The sequence below is a fragment of the Psychrobacter sp. Marseille-P5312 genome (assembly GCF_900291405.1).
GTDB classification, from domain to species: Bacteria; Pseudomonadota; Gammaproteobacteria; order Pseudomonadales; family Moraxellaceae; genus Psychrobacter; species Psychrobacter celer.
Genome location: NZ_OLML01000001.1, coordinates 181,927 through 200,151, shown reverse-complemented (window position 1 = coordinate 200,151; position 18,225 = coordinate 181,927). Strand labels below are relative to the sequence as shown.

The window sequence follows — 18,225 nt, the reverse complement described above, 5'->3', positions numbered from 1 at the left end:
ATTGAGATCATAATTATTCCATGAAAACGCTCAAGCTACGCATCAAAGACAAACACGCCACTCAGCTCAATATCTTAGCTGGGGCGGTTAACTTTGTCTGGAATTACGTCAATGAGCTAAGTTTTAAACATCTTAAGCGCACAGGCAAATTCTTTTCAGCTTATGATTTGGCCGCTTATACCAAAGGCAGTGGCGAGTATTTAAACTTGCACAGCCAAACCTTGCAAGCCATCTCTGAGACCCATGCCAAGGCTCGTAAACAATTCAAAAAAGCCAAACTCAACTGGCGTACCAACAACCCAAAGGCCAAGAGAAGAAGCTTGGGATGGATTCCCTTTAAAAAGACAGCCATTAAGCACTTAGCAACCCGTCAATCAGGCAAGAAAAGCCTTAAATCTACTATTCAGCTAAGCCTCGCTAAAGGCAAAAAACTTACTATAGATCTATGGGACAGCTATAACCTAGCCCTGTACAGCATCAATACTCTGGAGCTAGTGCAAGACAATCGCGGCTACTGGTATGCCTGTATCACCGTCAAAGAATTTCCAAAGATTAAGTGCGGTACTGGCCAAGTCGGTATTGATCTAGGCTGCAAGGATTCAGCAGTCAGTAGTAATGGTGATCAGCTACAAATCAAAGTCACTCATCAATACGCCGAAAAACTGGCCACCGCCCAAAGAGCCAAGAATAAAAAGCGGGTCAAGGCGATTCACGCCAAGATTAAAAACACCCGTCAAGATCTGATTCATAAATTCACATTAAAGCTTGTTAAGTCCAACAGCCTAATCGTTGTTGGTAAGATTAAATCAACATCATTCACTTCATCCAAACTGGCCAAATCCGTCTATGACGCTGGTTGGTTTGAAATAAAACGGCAACTGGATTATAAATGCGCGAACGCAGGTTGCCACTATATCGAAGTCAATGAAGCGTACAGCACCCAAACCTGATCAAATTGCGGCTCTCGCCAAGACAGTCCGAAAGGTAGATCAGGTATTGGTATAAGAGCATGGTTTTGTCGTTCTTGTAAAACGACCCATCAACGTGACGTTAATGGAGCAAAAAACATTCTCGCGGTCGGGCTTGGCCGTCTTTAGTAGCAATCCCCTCCGTTTAGGGAGGGGAGGAAGTCAAAAATGTAGAACCTATCCTATCTTGGCGCTCAGTCACAGATAGTGGATGGGACTAATCCGTACCAAACTGCTGACGTTTTTTGGCAAAAAAGCGATCCAAGCGATCCATGGCATTTTCTAAGTCATGGATATTGGGCAAAAATACCAAGCGGAAGTGGTCAGGTTTGTCCCAGTTAAACCCGGTGCCTTGTACCATCAGGACATTTTCTTCTACTAGTAGATCCATCATAAAGGCCATGTCGTCTTCGATAGGGTAAACCTCAGGATCCATTTTGGGAAAACAATAAAACGCGCCCTGCGGCATGGTGCAAGAAATGCCTTTAATGGCATTGAGGCGAGTGACGGCCATTTCACGCTGCTTGTACAAGCGCCCCGTCTTTGAGGTCAGCTCTTTCATGCTTTGGTAGCCGCCCATCGCCGTTTGAATCGCGTACTGGCCTTGGACGTTGGAGCACAAACGCATGGACGCCAGCATATCTAAGCCTTCGATAAAGTCGGCGGCGTGTTGCTTTTGTCCTGAAACCAGCATCCAGCCGGCACGAAAGCCTGCGATACGGTGCGACTTTGAGAGACCATTATAGGAGAGTACCAGCACGTCATCCGTCAACGTGCTCATCGGTGTATGCACGGTATCATCATACAGAATACGATCATAAATCTCATCAGCCATGATGATCAGATTATGCGCTTTGGCCACTTCAATAATCTGTCGTAGCAGCTCGTTGCTGTAGAGTGCCCCTGTGGGGTTGTTGGGGTTGATCACGACGATGCCTTTGGTTTTGGGCGTGATTTTAGATTTGATGTCTTCGATATCTGGGTGCCAGTTATCGTCTTCATTACAGCGATAATGGACAGCAGTGCCACCAGCCAGATTTGCAGCGGCCGTCCACAGTGGATAGTCTGGCATTGGAATCAGTACTTCATCTCCATCATTCATCAGCGCCTGCATGGTCATCACAATCAGCTCAGACACGCCGTTGCCCAGATAGACGTCGCGCACATCGACGGCAGAGAGCAGCCCCTTTGATTGATAATATTGCAGCACGGCCTTTCGCGCCGAAAAAATCCCTTGCGAGTCTGAGTAACCAGTCGCCTCTGGCAGGTTCATTGATACATCGCGCAAAATCTCATGCGGCGCCTCTAGACCGAAGGGCGCAGGGTTGCCAACGTTGAGCTTCAAAATACGTTTGCCTTCTGCTTCCATTTTATTGGCAGTCTGAAGTAGGGGGCCACGAATGTCGTAGCAGACGTTTTGTAATTTGTCAGACTTTTTTATTGTATTCATAAAGGGATCGCTTGTCTGGTTGGTTGGTGAAGAAGCTTGTGTCATGGCTGCATCAGCTTGGCTGATCGGTTTTTGGGATTGACTGATATGCTCGTCTAACGCGCGATACTGGCCTCCGGATTGCGCCATCACTACCTCAGGGGCGCTGCTAGGGCATGGCAGCTCTGTATTAGCTGCACTCTCACCGCGCAGCAAATACCCTTCGCTACAGCCCAAAATACGTGCCAATGTCGGCAGCTTGGATGAGACGATACCGTTGGTGCCACGCTCCCAGTTAGAGATAGCGCCGCGACTGACCTTAGCGCCAGCGGCAGTCATCGCTTGGGCTAGCTGCTCGGCGGTCAGCCCTTTATCACGGCGCAGCTGCACCAGTCGCTCAGCCTGAGTGCTCTTTTTATTGTTATCAGCCATTACGTTTAAGCCTATATATATGTGGTAGTGCGAGTCTTACGCATCAGTAAATCTGTGATTGCGGGGCATAAATGTTTAATGCTCAATGCAAGATATTATTGCATTTTATCTATCAATGCAAGCCGTATCTATTGGTTTATTTTACAATGCAAGAATAACTTGCAAAATATATCTTTACGCTGTGCCTTGAGTATATCTGTAGCTTTTGCCAAGCTGTCCGGTTTTTAAAACATGACCAATTCGCCTAGCCAATTTGACTATATAAAAATAAAATATAAGACGCTTATAGGTCGCCAAAGGGAGAAGCGCTGCTTTCTTATCATTTTTATTACAGTGCTCATCAGACTTGAGGGGTAGAATGATATTGTTGTAGTAGACACCTTGAATAATGCTGGTTGTATCAACAAATACACAGCATCGTTATTATTATCATGGGCTTAACTGGCTCTGTATTTTGGTGGTTTTATAGCGAGATAATGTTATAGCGATTAATCACAAAAAATCAGACAAAACCGATAAATAAGGATAAACCATGCAAGACAACCAACTTAGCAAAGAAGAAATCAGTCAATTGACCGACGCTGACTGGCGCGAGCGTTTGAGTAGCGAAGAGTATCATGTGATGCGCGAAAAAGGCACGGAGCGTCCGTTTACTGGCGTTTATAATGATGTCAATGACGAAGGTATCTACCGCTGTAAAGGCTGCGGTGCAAAGTTATTCGATGCTGACAACAAGTTTGATGCAGGCTGCGGCTGGCCAAGCTTTGATCAAGGTATCGACAATGCCGCTATCGATGAGCATGAAGACAACTCATTAGGTATGCGCCGCACTGAGGTGACCTGTAGCAACTGCGGCGCGCACTTGGGTCATGTGTTCCCTGATGGACCGCGTGAGACGACAGGTATGCGCTACTGTATCAACTCGGTCTCTATTGATTTGGATAAATCTGCAAAATAACCTGCTTGTATGATTTTACCGCAGAGCGTATGAATGGCATCGCGCCAGCATTTTTTGATATAAAAAAGTCTTGCTGGTTGTCAATACGGCCAGCAAGTGCCGATTTACCCCGCAGTTTGAAGGGCTAGAGGGGTTGTGCCCGCAGTATAAAGGTCAGGATTTTCATGGATAACATGGGATAGTGAGCCACGCTGTCCATCCAAAATGCGTCAATATAAGAAATATCTGTAAATTTTAAAAAATATAAAATCAATAAAAACATAGGTTTGCTGATTGTTTTTTTAAAATAAAAGAAAATCATGAAAAAAAGGCAAAATACTGTTTGACAGCCATGTGTAAATCTATATAATACACACCCACAGAGCGAGGCTTTAATCAGTCAGTTTCTGTTGGAATTTTCCCTTTAAGTAAGGGAGATTCTCTTGCGAAGATAAAGTTGCAGTGCAATTTTTAACGCTTCTCAGGGTGATTAGCTCAGTTGGTAGAGCGTCTGCCTTACACGCAGAATGTCGGCAGTTCGAGCCTGTCATCACCCACCACTTATTAGCAAGTGGGTCTTTATAAAGGCAAGATGCTAAGACGACCTAAGCAGCGGTAGTTCAGTTGGTTAGAATACCGGCCTGTCACGCCGGGGGTCGCGGGTTCGAGTCCCGTCCGCTGCGCCATATTTAAAACGAATTTAAACCTTTGGGTTTAAGCAAGTTTCGCCTCAAACATTACATTGTTTGGGGTTTTTTTGTGTCTGCAAAATCTGTTGGTAGAAGATCTGTTGGTAAAAGACAAGTATCCATAGCTGATGTATTTGGACTCCACTATAATTGCGCCAGATACAGCTTAACACTCACGGCAAAGTACTCATGATCTCTGATGCGAATGCTGACAGTACCGTCATGGGCTTGGGCGATGGCTTGTACGATAGATAGCCCCAGCCCCGATCCAGCATGCATGTTGGTAGTGGTATGGTGACGATGAAAGCGCTCGAACAGCTTGTCTGCCTCTGCTTGACTGATAGGCTGCGCCATGCGATTGGTAATGGTAATAATGAGCGCTGACCGATGAGCTGTACTGATATTAGAGGGTTTGATAGGTTGCAGCTCCGATGGGCCTTCGATGGCAGCGTCGACGCTAATGACGCTGTCACTGGCGGCGTAATGTATGGCGTTTGACATAAGGTTGGCAAACAGTCTTTGTAGCAGACCTTCATCGCCCAATACCACCTCAAAACTGCCTGTTTTTTTAAAGAGTAAGTGGCGGTCTTCGGCTATCAACTCAAAATAATCCAGTAGTTTTATGATCAACTCCTCAGTATTTACTGGCGCAAGCTGTGAGTCATTTAGCCCTTTTTGGGTTTTGGCGAGCAGCAGCATATTATTGATGAGGCTTGATAGCTGCTGGAGTGTGTCGTGCTGATGATGGAGCTGCTCGGTATATTCCTCAAGGCTTCTAGGTTTACTCAGCATGACTTGGGTCTGTGTACCAAGGGTGGCAAGCGGTGTGCGCAGCTCGTGGGCGATATTGTCCGAAAACCGCAGTAATGAAGCAAAATTACCCTCAAGTTTACTCATCATGAGGTTGTAAGACTCGGCCAAAGGCCGTAGCTCGCGCGGCATGTCACTGACGCTCACTCTTTCATCCAAGCGCTCTGGATTGATGCCTTGCATCTTTTGTACAATGGTGGATAAGGGCGCAAATCCCCAATAGACACTCAGGGCCGCAACAGAAACCAGTAACAACGTAATCGCAAGTAAAATCAGGCTTAGCTGACGATTGAACTGTAAAAGGTACTGATGATGGACATCGATTGGTAAGGCAATCAAGGCGAGGATCTGCTCGTCTTTGATGAGCACCGCGCGGTAGTTTCGGTCGTTGATTTTGGTGACAAATTGCTGCTCGCGATGCGTTTGCCATAATGACCAAAGGTCAAAGTCCGCGGGCAGCTCATGGCTAAAGCCACTTGGCGCACTGGACAGTCGATGCTCTTGTCTGTCAATCACTAGGATTTTTAGATTATAGTCTGACCATGAGGCGTGCAGGTCATCAGGATAAAGTGGCGCTGAAGGCGTAGAGGACAATGGCAAAGTCGCCGTCGTGCGTTCATTGAAATAATCGGCACGTTTGCGCAAATTAAAGGCAGCATGTGTGATGATCTCTGAGTCCATTTGCTCAAAGTGGCCGCTGACCGAGCGTTGTACCCAAATATAAATAACGATTTGGGAGATGACGACAACGATCGTCAATAAAAAAATCGTACGCCATAATAGTGGTAAGCGCCGATTATCAAAGCGGTATTTCATCGCGCGTTATCCGTCTCTGCTATGGCAGTATCTGCCGCATCTAAGCGATATCCCATACCGCGCACGGTGTGAATCAGCTTGGTCTCATAGTCATCATCGATTTTGAGCCGTAGGCGTCTGATGGCCACATCGATGACATTGGTATCACTATCAAAATTCATGTCCCATACTTGTGAGGCGATGACAGAGCGCGGGAGCACCTCACCTCGGCGCTCTAATAAAAACTGCAACAAAGCAAACTCTTTGGCCGTCAGCTTAATGGCTGTATCGCCTCTATGCACAGTGCGCTTGGCGATATCCATCTGTAGGTCTGCTATCTGTAATATCGTGCTGTTATAGTCCGCTTGATTGGCGCGGCGCAAGAGGCTTTTTATACGCACGATCAGCTCGGCAAAGGCAAAAGGTTTGGTCAGATAATCATCGCCGCCGATCTCGATGCCTTTGACTCTATCGCTTAACTCGTCTTTTGCGGTCAAAAACAGCACAGGCGTCTGCTTGCCGGCAGCGCGATAATTGCGTATCAGCTCAAAGCCGCTGATATCAGGCAACATGACATCCATCAGCACCACGCTATACTCATCGGTCATGAGTGCATGATAGCCATCTAGACCCGTTGTATGATGCTCAACGACAAACCCCGCTTCTGTCAGTCCTTTTTTTATATACTCGCCAAGTTTGATCTCGTCTTCTACCAATAATACCTTCATCATCTCACCTCGCAGATTAGGTTCATAGCATAAGGCCATACTAAAGGATTCTGTTTGCTATGAACATCGATGGTGGCAAAGATGACAGGATTGTCATCTGCATGTCATCTGCCGGTCAGAATGGGGTCGCTAGTATATAGGCTATGAACGGCATCGGCGGCCGCTGCATTTATAACGGCTGTTGACTTAGTAAAAGGCCGCCCGCTCTACAGTATTATCTGATACAAGGCAATGGGATAAAAAAGGATAAAAGCATGATGTTTAATACAGACCATAAGTGGTTGGGTGGCGTTGTTTTATTGACGGCGAGCGTTGGGCTGATGGCTTGTAGTCAGCCAGATGTCGATGCAGCTGATAAGCAAACGACGGCGAGCACACAAGTACCAGTAGAGGCTATAAGCCCAGCGTCAAATACAAAGGCATCAGACCTGCAGCCGTCATCCACCATTTTACAAAACGTCTCGGCCACCGTCTACAAAGATGCCAATTGTGGCTGCTGTAAAGAATGGATCGGTCATGCCGAGGATCATGGTATGACGGCAAACGGGCAAGATGTCAGCGATTTGGCGGTGTTTAAACAGCGCTACGGCGTGCCTGATAATATGCGCTCTTGCCATACTACAGTGACGAGTGATGGTTATGTGTTTGAAGGTCATGTCCCGGCCAAATATGTGGCGCAGTTTTTAGCAAACCCACCAAGCGAGGCGATTGGCCTTGCGGTGCCGGGTATGCCTATGGGTAGTCCAGGTATGGAGTATCAAAACAGATTTGATCCGTATCGAATCATGCAAATTAACAAAGACGGTAGCAGCACGGTTTATGCACAAGTTGAGTCGCCGCAGCAGCAACTATAGTTTGAAGCGTTTTTAGAGATTTTAGTATTTATTAATTCCTTAGTACGAGTCATCTTATGAATAATAAAAATACGCTCAACCGCCGTCATTTTTTGACAGGATCGTCCGCCTTGGTAGGGGCGTCCATGCTATCAGGCCTGCCAACGATGGCAAATAGTGCGCTTGCGGGCTCGCAAAGCAAGGCGGTTATTAATAGCGATAGACCCGATCATAAAGTGCCTATCTTGTCGGGTGATGAGTTCGATCTGTATATCAGCAAAAAGCCTGTTATCGTCAATGGTAAGTCGAGTATAGCGACGCTGATTAATGATTCCTTGCCGGCACCAACGCTGAAGATGCAAGAGGGCGATACGGTCATCATCCGCGTGCACAATCAGATGAATGAGCCGACTTCTATTCATTGGCATGGTCTGCTCGTACCTTTTGAGATGGACGGTGTGCCGGGTATTAGCTTCGATGGCATCCCTGCCAATAGTACCTTTACTTATAAGTTCAAACTCAAACAATCAGGGACTTATTGGTATCACTCGCATACAGGCTTCCAGGAGCAAACGGGTATGCGCGGCGCGATCGTCATCGAGCCAAAAGGAGCGGAGCGCTATCCGGTGGCAGAAGATCACGTCATACTGCTCAGTGACTGGACGCACCGTGATCCGCATACGTTACTCAAGCTACTCAAGCAGCGCGCTGACTTTGATAATTATCATCTACCAGATTTCAAAAAACTCCTTTCTGATATCGCCGCCACCGATATAGAGGCCGCTTTTGATAAGCGTAAAATGTGGAATCAGATGCGCATGATGCCGACTGATTTTAGTGATTTGTCAGGGGAGACGACTTTTACTTATCTGATTAATGGTAAAACAACCGCAGCTAATTGGGCGCAGCTGGTCAAGGCAGGACAACCTGTTAAGCTACGCTTTATCAATGGCTCTGCGCAGACGATATTTGATGTGCGCATACCCGGCCTAAAGATAAAAGTCGTCGGTACTGATGGTAATGATGTTGCGCCTGTCGAGGTCGATGATTTTCGCATTGGCGTCGCTGAGACTTATGATGTCATCGTCACGCCAACTAAAGACGCCCATACTATCTTTGCGCAAAACATCGATCGCACTGATTATGTGACCGCGACCCTAGCCACTAAAAAAGGCGCGCGTGCTGCCACGCCTCAGATGGATGGTATCGAGTGGCTCACCATGGCCGATATGATGGGCGCAATGGGCGACAAGGGTTATGACGCACACCATGCCAAGACTGAGTATGACTTTAAGACCGATATGCGCGTCGATAGTCCGCGTATGAACCTCGATGATCCTGGGATTAATCTGCGTAACATCGATAGAGAGGTGCTGACGTATAGCCAGCTGCGTTCTGTCGACAACGAGATCATGAGCGAGCAGAGCAAACCCACGCGTGAGGTTGAGATTCATCTAACGGGTAATATGGAGCGCTATATCTGGGCGCTCGATGGCATCATGTTTAAGGATGCGCCGCCTGTCAATATCAAACCGGGCGAGCGCGTGCGTATTACCTTAGTCAATGACACCATGATGAGCCACCCGATGCATCTACATGGTATGTGGAGTGATTTGTGTGCGCCTAATGGCGACTTTCAAGTCCGTAAACACACAATATTGGTACATCCTGCGCAAAAGGTGAGTTTTGATGTGACGGGCGAGGCGGGACGCTGGGCTTGGCATTGCCATCTGCTTTATCACATGGAAGCCGGCATGTTTAGAGAAGTTGCTGTCGTTTAATGAATTGTGGAATGTGAGCTTGTTATGAAAACAATTAAAAAAAGTCTGCCATTCATTGGATTATCATCAGCGGTATTGCTAACGTCACCCTTAGCAGCGGCAGCTGAAATGGACATGTCAGATATGGACCATAGCGGTATGGATATGACAGATGATATGGCGGATATGGATCATGGCGATATGAACATGTCTGGCATGCAAGGTGGCGATATGGATATGTCGGGTATGCAAGGCGGAGAGCCGCCTGCTGATGCGCGTAGCCCTGATTACTCCAATGGCGTAGGCTATGGCGAGTATGGTAAACCAGTGATGATGGGTAGCTTGCCGACTTGGGGCATATCGGTAGATGATTTGGGCTATCAGTTCGAGGACGATCAAATCAACTTTGAAATAGAGGGTTGGTATGGTGATGATAGTAGCCGTCTTAGATTACGTACTGAAGGTCACGCCGAGACCAAAGATGATAAAGCCATCGATAGCCTAAGCTCGCTGTCTTACTGGAAACCGCTTGGTGTCTTTTGGAATGGCGAAGCGGGCATCGCTTATAACACTGAAAACGACAAGTCAGCACTGATGGCGGGTATCGTCGGCACTGCGCCTTACTTTATTGAGACTGATGCTAGAGCCTATGTTTATACCGACGGTCAAGTCCAGCTTGATCTTGGTGCAGAGTATGAATGGCGCTTAGACCAGCATTGGGTGGTGATACCTGAAGCTGGGTTAACGGTATTTAGCAAGGATGATACTGACAATAACATTACCAAAGGCTTTAATGAGTTAGAAACTGAAGTTCGGCTCACCTATGAGATGCTTAGTCGTCAGCTGTCCCCTTATGTGGGTTTTAGCTATGAGACAGCATTATCAGATACAAGAGACTTACGTCGCCAAAACAATGAAGATGTTGATACCAGTAGCGTCACCGTAGGGGTGAAATTCTGGTTTTGATTTAGATTTTACTATATAGGTGTCATTTTTGGAGATAATCACATGGATATGAATAATAATAAATCGCAAATGAACCCGTATCTGAAGTTTTTTTTGATGATACTTACCTCGACCATCGTTATGTATATCATGATGTATTTTAATACCTATAAATGGGATCATGTGTACTTTAGTGAGACGCGTGCTTATATGGCGCTATATATGGGTGCGATGATGGCCGTTATCATGCTTGCTTTTATGGGTAATATGTACAAAAAAACCAAAGTTAATTTGATGATTTATGGCTTAAGTGTCGTGCTATTTGCCTTTGGTCTTTGGGGTGTGCGCTCACAGCAAACCGTCGATCAGGTGGATTGGATGCAGGCGATGATACCGCACCATTCTATCGCTATTTTGACCAGTAAACGCGCCGATATCGATGACCCGCGCGTGCGCCAGCTTGCCGATGACATCATCAAAGCGCAAAAGCGCGAAATCGGTGAGATGCAGCAGCTGATAAAAGAGCTAGAGTAGACGAGCAAAGACAGCGGGTTTGACCGCTAATGTGTCCATATTCGTACTGACTACAACGTTTGCACACTGAGCTATCGGTGAGAATAAAGTGAAGGGAGTATTGAGCATGAAAACAGCAACCGTCTACCGTCTGGTAAAAGCCGATCACGTTTGCCCCTTTGGGTTAAAGGCGCTCGATTTATTGCAGCGTAAAGGCTATGAGGTTGAGGACAAACCTTTAAACAATGATGCTGAGACGCAAGCGGTCAAAGACAAATTCAATGTCACTACCACCCCGCAAATACTTATTAATGGCGAGCGCGTAGGTGGCTATGATGACCTGCAAGCCTACTTTGGTAAAAAGGTTGCTCAAAAGGAGGGTTTTAGCTACACGCCAGTGATTGCCATATTTGCTACCACCGCGCTGGCCAGCCTTTCGCTGACTTGGGGCATGAGCGATACGCTATTGACGATACAAACGCTTATCTGGTTTATCGCCTTATCGATGATTGTGCTTGCCATTCAAAAGCTACAAGATTTAGAAAGCTTTACCAATCAGTTTTTGGGCTATGATTTATTAGCACGCAAAATTGTGCGCTATGCGTATGTTTATCCTTTCGCCGAGGCTTTTGTCGGTATTGCCATGCTCGCAGGTGTGGCATGGCTGAGTATCATAGCGGCTGTCGTTGCGATAGTTATCGGCGGTATCAATGGCGTCTCGGTGTTCAAAGCAGTGTATATAGACAAGCGTGAGCTTAAATGTGCTTGCGTGGGCGGTAACTCAAATGTACCGCTCGGTTTTGTGTCGTTGACCGAAAACATCATGATGGTCGCTATGGGGATTTATATGCTAGTTAGGTTTTTATAATCGTGTTTGTAATCGATTGAATTGATAATAGAAATACAAGCGTTAGGTGTATTTCTTACGATAATCTGCCACCTACTAAGCAACAAAAAAGGGTACATGCGCTGGCATGTACCCTTTTTTTGACAGTGGTGTTTTTGTCGATGTTTATACCACAGCTTATGTTTATATACCGATAGGTGCTTAGCCAAGCACTTGGATATAAGCGCCCGCGCGTAGCTCTTGGAGCCAGTCTTCTTTTGCTTGCGGCGCTAGGCGTTGATACAGGGCTTGACGTGCCATATTGCGGCGATATTCGTCGCTGACGTCTTGCTGACGCTTGCCTTCGACTTGCAGGATATGCCAGCCAAATTGCGTTTTAAAAGGAGCAGAGTAGTCGCCCACGGTGGTGTTTTTCATCATGGCTTCAAATGGGCCTATCATATCGCCTTCACTAACCCAGTCCAAATCGCCGCCACGTCCGGCAGAGCCTGGATCATCTGAGTAGGTCGAGGCCAAGCTTGCAAAGTCAGCGCCACCGCGTAGCTGCTCATATAGGTCATTGATTTTTTGTTCGGCGAGGGCGTCTGTCTGCAGCTCATCGACTTTGACGAGGATATGACGAGTATGCCACTGCGGTACCAGCATGGTGTCACTGGCTTTTTTGTCAGCCAGTTTAATGATATCGATACCCTCTGGTGTGATAAGCGGTGCACTGACGGCGCCTACATCGAGTTTGGTAATCTCGCTAGATAGTTCTGTCGGTAGAGATGCTGCTTTATGGAAGCCCATATCGCCACCTTGGAGCGGGATAGGGTAGCTGCCTTGACTGGCGGCGATGGCCTCTGTGACATCGACATTTGGCGTAAGCAGGCGCGTACGTAGGGCTTGAGCGACTTTTAGTGCTTCTTCGCGCTGCGCCTCAGATAGGCGGCTATAGTCGTCCATATAAGGCACGCGCACATGAATGGTTTGGTATTCACTTTGGTTTAGGCGTTTGGCTTCAGGTGAGGCCAAAAATGCATCGATGTCTTGCTCACTGATGCGTACGCGGCTACTGATTTGGCGCTGCTGCAGTGCCTGAATAGCGGCGTCTTCGATCAGTTGCGCGCGCAGAGCAGCATAGCTACCAGGTTGGGCGGCATCTAGGCGCTGCTGCAAGGCTGCGATACTATCTAAGCCTTCAGCCTGTACGATTTGGCCAAGACGCTGATTGATGGCCGCGTCGTCGGGCGTCAGACCGATGCGTTTGACCATCGATAGTTGTAACTCACGCAAGATAAGGGCGTTTAGTACTTCAGACTGTAGCTGTGCTGAGTTGGCTATCGGCTCGCCCGCGGCTTGGGCGCGCGCCTGAGTTTGCTGGATGGCCTCAACCAACTCGCTTTTTAAGATAGCGTTTTCATTGACCAAAGCGATGATGCCGTCGGTACTGTTTGCTGGTGTTAAACGACTGGTGCTGGTTGGATCAGCAGCTTGGGCGCTCGCAGGCTTGACGGTTGCCGCTTGAGCACTCAAAGTGAGCGCAAGACTGGCACCCATAGATAGCAGTACCGCGCGGCTGGTCTGACGTACAGAAAAAAATCTCATGATGCTCCTCATCAATGTCATCGCATCGGATGGTAGTCGGTTAACTCTACCCAATACACTTAATAATCAAATAATAGACAGGGTTGTCCCTAAAAGCCTAAAAATACAGGGTTATAAATATCGGTACCATTGCCCCGCAGTATCATTGCTGCGTTACATAGTACCTATCATGTCTTAGTCTTTCCAAGCGTTTTGTACAGGCTCAAAACCTAAGATTTTGTCAGAGAGCAGGCGGGTCAAACGGCTGCTACCACTGCCCAAACCATTTAGTCTAATCTCAGCCATCACCGCTTGGGTTGGTTCGTCCTTTACATTGAGGTCATTATAGTAACGACGACCATAAACTGCAAAACCAAAACAGCAGTCTTCATAATCGACACCGACTAAAGAGTCGAGCATTTTATCACGGTTATAATCGTATTGACCCTGTGCCAATACTCGCCAATTGTTGTTGATAGGAAAAATGGCGGAGGCGGTAAAGGCAGACAATGGCAGTTGATCGGTGTTTTCGTCACGTTGACGCTTGACAAACCCGACGTTAAACAAACTATTGTCCGACGGCTGATAACGAAGCTCAGTGGTCACATAGTTTAGGTCATAGTCATTGGTCAAAGCGCCGCTGACATCGACCCAAAAGTTGTTATAAGGCTGCGTACTGGTATTCCACACCATCCCAGAAGACGAAGAGGTAAAGACTGGCTGCTCATTCTCTAAGGTTACGCGTCCATTGTCGATATAAAACTGCTCTGCAATGCTACCATCAAAACGTGTCACACCCGTTGCATCGATGTAACGATAGTTTATACCCGGCGTGATGGCGTGCAAATCTTGCAGACGATCTTGACCTAAAAACCAACTGTCAGAAAATAACTGTTCATAGTTGATAGAGGCAATACGGGTGTTGAAGTTTGGGATGTCGTTTTGATCTTTGTATGGCGAGTAGGTGTACTTTAAGCGCGGGCTGAGCAAACGGTAACCGCCCATGGTCTCATCAAACGCGCCAAATGGTGAGCCTGCTTGATAGAAGTTCAGTCCAGCGTCGATACTGGCCTGCGGTACAAAGACTGACTGGCTACCATCTTCTTTACTCAGCTGATTGTCCGCCAAGCTGTCTTCGTCATAAGACGTATACAGGTGCTGGAGGCTGAGCTTGGGTTTGACATAGCCCCATGAGCTTTCGATAGGGTAGACGGCGCTGATTTTATTATAAAGACGTGTGCCGCTTTTTTCGTTTTCTGAGCCATCATCGATGGATTTTTTGAAATAAGCGGAGTCATGGACACCAGTTATATCAAGATTATTAGCGGTGGGCAGGCGATAGTTTACGCTTAGCTGTGGTAAGCGTGAGTACGGTTTGTCCTTATCTTGCAACGCCTCGCCATCACCATTGAACGCATCGAGCGTCTGAAAAGTCTCAACTTTTAGCTCGCCGCTGACATAGTCGTTATAGTAGTTTAGGCGCGCCCGTCTTGGTAAGTTTACTGTACTATCAGATAAGCCAAGCGTATCAAAATCATCGAGATAATCTGAGTCTGACACGTAGCTGTATTTGGCATCGCCACTCAACCGCGGAATGCTCTTAGAAGACCATGCATGATCATAAAAAAAGCTACTGCGATCTTCATCACCATACTCTCGGTCGCTTGGCAAATAAGAGCCATTAAAGATACCTTCGCCGTAGTTTTCGGTCAAATAACGAAACTCACCTGATAGCATAGGATTGCGATCGGTATAGATGTGCGTGTTGAGCGTGGCATCATAGTTGGGCGCTAAGTTAAAATAATAAGGCACATCAACTTCTAAGCCGTTTTCACTACTGACACTGGCGCTGGGTAACAAAAACCCGCTGCTACGCCGACTGTCGATCGGGAAGTTAAAATAAGGCAAGTAAAATACGGGCACATCGGCGACACGAAAAGTCGTATTATATGCCTCGCCGCGACCGGTATCGGTATCTAAGTCGATGCTTTTGGCGTCAAATTGCCATTTGCGATTGGTCGGTGGGCAGGTGCTAAACATCACCTCATCGAGCTCATACTGCGTCTCATTGGGTCTGTTTAGCTGCTTGGCATAGCCGTGAGCTTGTAATTCGACACTGGCAAACGCCACGTCTTTGGCGGTGGATTGGCCTGTTTCGGTGTTGTAATTGAGGCTATCGGCCACCCCGATGAGGCCGCCTTGCGTCGCTTTGTCTGTCAAATTGACTTGGGTTTGGTTTGCCTTGCGCTGCGCTGCTCGGCTGCCAGTTGCCTTGTCCGTAAACATGACTTTACCTTGCGCTGCCGCCACCCCGCTGCCCAAATCCAGCAATACTTTGTCAGCTTCGATATGCTGGCTGCCTTGATTGATAATGACATTGCCTGATAGCTCAGCATAGTCGACATTGTCATAATAGCCGTAGTCTGACTCTGAAAATAGCGGCGCTTGCTGGTTTGGTATCTCACTGACATTCGGTGCGGTTTGTCCATTGATGCCGCCTGCTTCACTGACTGCCCGCTGATAATTGGGGTTGCTTTTAGGATAGACCCATTGACCCTCACAGCGCTGGGCACTATCGATCGCTCTAGGTAGCAGCTCTAGATTGCGGCCAACCTTTGGAATGGTTTGTGCACTCGGCGTGAGCGCCTCTGGTAGCGCATTTGTCTCATCGTCTGGCAGACTCATGCTGCTATTGGTGTTTGGTGCCGCTGTCTCAGTCTCAGGTGTAAGCTCATAAAACTCAGCCAACCGTTTGAGGCTGTCTTGAATACTCTCGTCGCTGTTAGTGATATCAGTGTCATTACTATCGTTATGGGTATCAGCGCCAGCGTTGTTGTGGATACTGTTACTGGTATCAACCTCAGGATTGGCATGGTGAGCCATAGTGGCTGTGGTATCGATATCTAAAGTGCTGGCCACTTGCTCAGGCGTTTGCAGGGAGGTATTGTTGGTGCCGGCAGGCTCATCAAAAAATGTGTCGCCGCCATACTGCGCATCGAGCGTGTCGGGTATTGCAGGAGCTGGCACAAATGCTGGCGGCAAGGCAGAGCCTGAGACGCTACTGTCGTCATTGCTATTGCCGTGGTTATTGATCGCTGTCGTCCCAAGTGACGGGCTTGGCGTACTGTCGCTATCACTCGATGCACGGGCATTGTTTGCATGGGTATGGTTTACAGTCGGATTTTTTGCGCTGGGTGGCACGGTGCTTTGAGGATAACGGATATCTTGGTCAAAAGCATGGTGGGTGTCTTTTGCCACGCGACTGGCAGACTGATTTGCTGCCAGATAAGTAGGACGGTGCGCGCTATCCGCAGACAGGGGCTTGGTCGTTTGTGTCTGTGGTTCTGCCTCGCTGAGTGCGGCATTGACCGCAAGGCTCGATAAACCTAACGCGCCAAATAAGATCAAACGAATGCTTTGGTAGAGCGAAGAATATAGCAAGGGCACACCTATGATTGCAGAGCCGGTTAGATTGCGATACGTAATTGAGTGGCCGTATCTTTTAGGTACTGTCATACATCAGCGCCGACAGATTGAGCTTATTATGCTAAATGGTGTCAACAGTCAGGCGGTTTTACATATAATGACGACTAATCATAGTCAAAAAAAACCAAATCAGCTACACTATTTACCAAAAATTATAAGATGAGCACAGGTTGCTGCATTTATGCTCAGCAATAGCCATCGTGCCAAACACGCGCTTATCTACCGATAAAAGCGATGATGACCAAGATAGGCGTCACTATTTTAGCAAGGTTTTGCCAGACTTATCACTACTTTAGTTGTTGACCACCGACATTTACTTTTTTATAACCGATAATACGATTTTAGAGAGCCTTATGACCCAGCCGCTACCCAACAGCCGCCAGCAGCAATTGCACGACTGGCTACAAGCAGTCTTTACAGAGCAGACCTTTGATTTACAGAGTCTGCCGGGGGATGCCAGCGCGCGTCAGTATCATCGCCTGCAGCTGACAACAGAGCCTCAATCGCAAGCGGCACGTTATATTGTCATGGATTCGGCTGATGAACAAGACGCTATGCGTCAATTTATCAATGTCGCCAAATTGATGGCACCTGTGATCAATGTGCCAACGCTGATCGCGCAGGATGTGGCCAACGGCTTTTTGGTATTACAAGACTTTGGTACGGTAGAGTTTGCTCATTTGCTGGTTAAAGCCACACCCGAGCGAGTCGATCGCCATTATCAGCTGGCCATGCAGACATTGGTCGCACTACAAACACTCTCTGTTGAGCAAGCAAAATCTGAGCATCAGCTGCCTGATTATGACAGTGCACTGCTAGACCGAGAGATGGATTTGTTTAGTGAATGGTTTATGCCATATATCGGCGTGGCAGTTGATCCAAAGCTGTGGCGGGCGCTAAAAGCGGTATTGATACAAGAGATTTTGCAGCAGCCAGCAGTCGTCGTCCATCGCGATTATCACAGCCGCAACTTGATGCAAGATCAAGCCGATCACTCACGCTTGGGGGTGATTGATTTTCAAGATGCGGTGATTGGCGCTTATACTTATGATTTGGTATCGCTGCTGCGAGATGCTTATGTGGAGTGGTCTGAGCCGCAGATATCTGCATGGACACGTGATTTTTGGCAATTACAAAAGCAAGCAGGTGTGAGCACAGCTGCCGATATCGCGCAGTTTGAAAACGATATGAGTGTCATGGGTGTCCAGCGCCATCTAAAGGTGCTGGGAATCTTTGTCCGCCTATCGCAGCGCGATGGCAAAGACCGCTATTTAGCCGATATTCCGAAAGTGATGCGCGATTTTATGGTTGAGCTAGAATGGTTGGAGGCGCATGGCAGCCTGCAGATGCAGCAAGCGGTGGCACCTTTTAATGACTATCTAAGAGAGCACATATTGCCAGCGTATCAGCGTCAGTTTGTGCAGCAATATATTTAGGCCATTTTTAGCCCATTTAAATAACTATCGAGTGAATTGAAGGCATACCCT

General features: G+C 47.4%; 12 protein-coding genes, 2 tRNA genes and 2 pseudogenes. 11 read left to right on the top strand and 5 right to left on the bottom strand.

Annotated elements, in window-relative coordinates; translation table 11 throughout:
- Positions 1-20 precede the first annotated feature (20 nt).
- Positions 21-1,117 (top strand): annotated as a pseudogene (locus C6W44_RS00880) (RNA-guided endonuclease InsQ/TnpB family protein).
- A 68-nt stretch (positions 1,118-1,185) separates the two neighbouring features.
- Here the strand turns inward: C6W44_RS00880 and C6W44_RS00875 are convergent.
- Complete coding sequence (locus C6W44_RS00875) at positions 1,186-2,829, bottom strand: aminotransferase class I/II-fold pyridoxal phosphate-dependent enzyme (protein WP_105243851.1); 1,644 nt, start codon at positions 2,827-2,829, stop codon at positions 1,186-1,188.
- Between the two features lie 532 nt (positions 2,830-3,361).
- On the opposite strand from C6W44_RS00875, the gene msrB reads away from it, so the two are divergent.
- The 4 genes and pseudogenes from msrB (at position 3,362) to C6W44_RS00855 (ending at position 4,452) form a co-directional block, all read left to right on the top strand.
- Positions 3,362-3,787, top strand: a complete 426-nt coding sequence (msrB, locus tag C6W44_RS00870) for a peptide-methionine (R)-S-oxide reductase MsrB (protein WP_100749890.1) — start codon at positions 3,362-3,364, stop codon at positions 3,785-3,787.
- A pseudogene (locus tag C6W44_RS13725) lies at positions 3,784-3,950 on the top strand (glutathione peroxidase); the annotation flags it as partial. The gene msrB and the pseudogene C6W44_RS13725, both read left to right, overlap by 4 nt.
- Before the next feature lie 300 nt (positions 3,951-4,250).
- Positions 4,251-4,326: transfer RNA gene (locus C6W44_RS00860), tRNA-Val, on the top strand.
- A 49-nt stretch (positions 4,327-4,375) separates the two neighbouring features.
- Positions 4,376-4,452 (top strand) — tRNA-Asp (locus C6W44_RS00855).
- 147 nt (positions 4,453-4,599) lie between these two features.
- On the opposite strand, the gene C6W44_RS00850 is transcribed toward C6W44_RS00855, so the two are convergent.
- Positions 4,600-6,081, bottom strand: coding sequence for an ATP-binding protein (locus C6W44_RS00850; protein WP_105243850.1), 1,482 nt, complete (start codon positions 6,079-6,081; stop codon positions 4,600-4,602).
- Positions 6,078-6,788: a heavy metal response regulator transcription factor gene (locus tag C6W44_RS00845; protein ID WP_105243849.1), complete on the bottom strand. Its 711-nt coding sequence runs from the start codon at positions 6,786-6,788 to the stop codon at positions 6,078-6,080. The genes C6W44_RS00850 and C6W44_RS00845 overlap by 4 nt, the downstream gene beginning before the upstream one ends.
- A 257-nt stretch (positions 6,789-7,045) precedes the next feature.
- Between C6W44_RS00845 and C6W44_RS00840 the strand changes: the two genes are divergently transcribed.
- The 5 genes from C6W44_RS00840 (at position 7,046) to C6W44_RS00820 (ending at position 11,707) form a co-directional block, all read left to right on the top strand.
- Positions 7,046-7,642, top strand: coding sequence for a DUF411 domain-containing protein (locus C6W44_RS00840; RefSeq protein ID WP_413772326.1), 597 nt, complete (start codon positions 7,046-7,048; stop codon positions 7,640-7,642).
- Between the two features lie 56 nt (positions 7,643-7,698).
- Entirely contained in the window at positions 7,699-9,402 is a 1,704-nt protein-coding gene (locus C6W44_RS00835; protein ID WP_105243847.1) for a copper resistance system multicopper oxidase, read from the top strand.
- A gap of 24 nt (positions 9,403-9,426) precedes the next feature.
- A complete protein-coding gene (locus C6W44_RS00830) occupies positions 9,427-10,347 on the top strand; it encodes a copper resistance protein B (RefSeq protein WP_105243846.1) in 921 nt (306 codons plus the stop codon).
- Positions 10,348-10,389: 42 nt separating this feature from the next.
- A complete protein-coding gene (locus tag C6W44_RS00825; RefSeq protein ID WP_105243845.1) occupies positions 10,390-10,860 on the top strand; it encodes a DUF305 domain-containing protein in 471 nt (156 codons plus the stop codon).
- Between the two features lie 106 nt (positions 10,861-10,966).
- The gene (locus C6W44_RS00820) at positions 10,967-11,707 is read left to right on the top strand and encodes a MauE/DoxX family redox-associated membrane protein (protein ID WP_105243844.1); all 741 of its coding nucleotides are present in this window, start codon (positions 10,967-10,969) and stop codon (positions 11,705-11,707) included.
- Positions 11,708-11,887: 180 nt separating this feature from the next.
- On the opposite strand, the gene C6W44_RS00815 is transcribed toward C6W44_RS00820, so the two are convergent.
- Positions 11,888-13,273 carry a peptidylprolyl isomerase gene (locus C6W44_RS00815; protein WP_105243843.1) on the bottom strand — a complete coding sequence of 462 codons (1,386 nt, stop codon included), beginning with the start codon at positions 13,271-13,273 and terminating at the stop codon, positions 11,888-11,890.
- A gap of 174 nt (positions 13,274-13,447) precedes the next feature.
- The gene (locus tag C6W44_RS00810) at positions 13,448-16,693 is read right to left on the bottom strand and encodes an LPS-assembly protein LptD (protein ID WP_227526315.1); all 3,246 of its coding nucleotides are present in this window, start codon (positions 16,691-16,693) and stop codon (positions 13,448-13,450) included.
- Between the two features lie 398 nt (positions 16,694-17,091).
- On the opposite strand from C6W44_RS00810, the gene C6W44_RS00800 reads away from it, so the two are divergent.
- On the top strand, positions 17,092-18,174 hold the full coding sequence (locus tag C6W44_RS00800; RefSeq protein ID WP_105243841.1) for an aminoglycoside phosphotransferase family protein: 1,083 nt from the start codon (positions 17,092-17,094) through the stop codon (positions 18,172-18,174).
- The last annotated feature ends 51 nt before the right edge of the window (positions 18,175-18,225 follow it).

What these genes read in the sequence shown, in the direction of transcription:
- C6W44_RS00800 (WP_105243841.1), top strand. Translation starts at nt 17,092, where the DNA reads ATGACCCAGCCGCTACCCAACAGCCGCCAGCAGCAATTGCACGACTGG.
- C6W44_RS00845 (WP_105243849.1), bottom strand. Translation starts at nt 6,788, where the DNA reads ATGAAGGTATTATTGGTAGAAGACGAGATCAAACTTGGCGAGTATATA.
- C6W44_RS00875 (WP_105243851.1), bottom strand. Translation starts at nt 2,829, where the DNA reads ATGGCTGATAACAATAAAAAGAGCACTCAGGCTGAGCGACTGGTGCAG.
- C6W44_RS00825 (WP_105243845.1), top strand. Translation starts at nt 10,390, where the DNA reads ATGGATATGAATAATAATAAATCGCAAATGAACCCGTATCTGAAGTTT.
- msrB (WP_100749890.1), top strand. Translation starts at nt 3,362, where the DNA reads ATGCAAGACAACCAACTTAGCAAAGAAGAAATCAGTCAATTGACCGAC.
- C6W44_RS00820 (WP_105243844.1), top strand. Translation starts at nt 10,967, where the DNA reads ATGAAAACAGCAACCGTCTACCGTCTGGTAAAAGCCGATCACGTTTGC.
- C6W44_RS00835 (WP_105243847.1), top strand. Translation starts at nt 7,699, where the DNA reads ATGAATAATAAAAATACGCTCAACCGCCGTCATTTTTTGACAGGATCG.
- C6W44_RS00830 (WP_105243846.1), top strand. Translation starts at nt 9,427, where the DNA reads ATGAAAACAATTAAAAAAAGTCTGCCATTCATTGGATTATCATCAGCG.
- C6W44_RS00840 (WP_413772326.1), top strand. Translation starts at nt 7,046, where the DNA reads ATGTTTAATACAGACCATAAGTGGTTGGGTGGCGTTGTTTTATTGACG.
- C6W44_RS00815 (WP_105243843.1), bottom strand. Translation starts at nt 13,273, where the DNA reads ATGAGATTTTTTTCTGTACGTCAGACCAGCCGCGCGGTACTGCTATCT.
- C6W44_RS00850 (WP_105243850.1), bottom strand. Translation starts at nt 6,081, where the DNA reads ATGAAATACCGCTTTGATAATCGGCGCTTACCACTATTATGGCGTACG.